Annotated in this window: 2 protein-coding genes; both read left to right on the top strand. The window is 62.3% G+C overall.

The features are described from left to right. Window positions 1–478 (top strand): heterodisulfide reductase-related iron-sulfur binding cluster (locus AB1609_22400; protein MEW6049185.1); only part of this gene is annotated, 478 nt, incomplete at its 5' end. A gap of 460 nt (window positions 479–938) precedes the next feature. Then, window positions 939–2,037: IS110 family transposase (locus tag AB1609_22405; GenBank protein MEW6049186.1), on the top strand; the 1,099-nt coding region annotated here is incomplete at its 3' end.

Consider the following 2,037-nt stretch of genomic DNA (forward strand, 5'->3'; position numbering starts at 1 on the left):
CGGTGATCCAGAGTATGAAGACCGGGCGCGAGCCCTAGCCCGCCGTGTGTTCGATGTATGCGAGTTCCTGGTCAGACATGGGTACCGCCGGCCTGAGCGCGCGGTGCGTCTGCGGGTTACTTATCACGACCCCTGCCACCTGGGCAGGGGGCAGGGGGTAAGGGAGCAACCTCGCCGGATCCTGCAGTCGATCCCAGACCTGGAGTTGGTGGAGATGAAGGGTGCCGACATGTGCTGCGGAGGCGGGGATTCCTTTGCCCTGAGGCGCCGGGAGCTGGCGCACCAGGTTGGGCGGCAAAAGGTCGCCAGCATCGTCGCAACCGGGGCCGAAGCCGTGGTGAGCGGCTGTCCTTCCTGCCTGTCGCAGTTGCGCGCCATGCTGCGGGGCACCCGAACGAGAACGGCCGTATGCCACCCGGTGGAATTGCTGGCGCGTTCGTATGGGCGCGGAGCGGCAAACCTTGCTATTCCACATTGACACCCCCCCAATCTCAGTGTTTTTGACTGATTGCTCGCGGTCCCTCGCTCTCCCTTAGGCTTTCGACTCTGTGTGGCCCCGCTTGGCAGTCTTGGGCGGCTCCCCGCCACGTTTGCCTCCGACTCCCTCCTAAGCTAGCATTCGAGTTGGAAGTTGATATTGGTAGGGCGGTAGTGCCAAGGTCGGGTGATATTGCAGCTTGGAAGGGGAGGAGGGCATGAGAGTCTGACTCTGAGGTCACGCACGACAACTGAACTACCGCCCGGGCCAGGAGATTTCCCTGGGGAGGCTCACGACTCCCCGTGCCCTCAAGCACCGATGATAGACCAGCCCCCCGGGGAACACCGTTAGGCCGACCACCGATAGGGTGATGTGCCCCGCCAGGGAGCACCGGCAGTTTAGGAGGCAGGAGGAGGCCAGCGACAGGATCGGGTGGTGCAGGACGAGGGAGGGAACCAGATTGCTGTACGTAGGTATCGATTGGGCCGAAAAGGCTCACCGCGTGTGCATCAGGGACGATGACACCATCCATGCCGAGTTCGAGGTCCCCAATTCCCCCGTGGGTGTTGCGGAGTTGCTCAAGAGGGTCGCCGCTATTGAGCCGGACAAGAGGAACATCCTTTTCGCCATCGAGGCAACCCAAGGCCCGTTCGTGGAGGCCATCCTGGACGCCGGTTACACCATCTACCCCCTCAACCCCAAGGCCGTCGAACGCTTCCGCGACAGGTTCCGCCTGGCCCGCACCAAGACCGACTGCATCGACGCCCGCATCCTGGCTGACATACTCCGTACCGACCGCCAGGCTTACCAACCCTTCCGGCCCGACAGCGAAGAAACAACCCTGATCCGCATGCTCACCCGCGACTGCGCCGAACTGGAGAAGACTCAAACCATGCTCAGAAATCAGCTTCGCTCCGCCTTGCTCTGCTACTTCCCGGTCGCCACCGAGCTCTTCTCCGATCTGGCCAGCCCTATCGCCCTCGCCTTCCTGAAAGCCTACCCTACCCACCAGGAGGCCCGTAACTCCACGCTGGAAGACCTGGAGGCCTTCCTCCGGGAACATCACTATCCTGGAGCTGAGAAGAAGGCAAGGCAGATCTACGAGGCGGTGCAAGAGCCAGGATTCACCGTGCGACCCGCGATGATCGTAGCCAAGCAGATGCTGGCCATCGCCCTTATCGCCCAACTCCAAGCCCTCAACGAACAAATCTCCGCCTACAGGAAAGAGATCGATGCCCTTTTGAAAGAACATCCTGACAGCAACATCTTCACCAGCCTCCCCGGAGCTGGCACGTACCTGGCTGCCAGGATGCTCGGGGACCTGGGCGACGACCGGGACCGCTACCCTGACGTCCGGGTCGTCCAGGCCCGCGTCGGAACAGCGCCCGTGACGCGCCAGTCCGGCAAATCCCGGGCGGTAGTGTTCCGCAACGCCTGCGTAAAACCCTTCCGCGAAACCATGTACCTCTTCGCTTTCTGCAGCACCAGGTGGTGCTCCTGGGCCAAGGACTACTACCTCGAAAAGCGGGCGGCCGGCAAGAAGCACAGCGAAGCCATCA

This window comes from Bacillota bacterium, from assembly GCA_040754675.1.
GTDB lineage: Bacteria > Bacillota > Limnochordia > Limnochordales > Geochordaceae > Geochorda.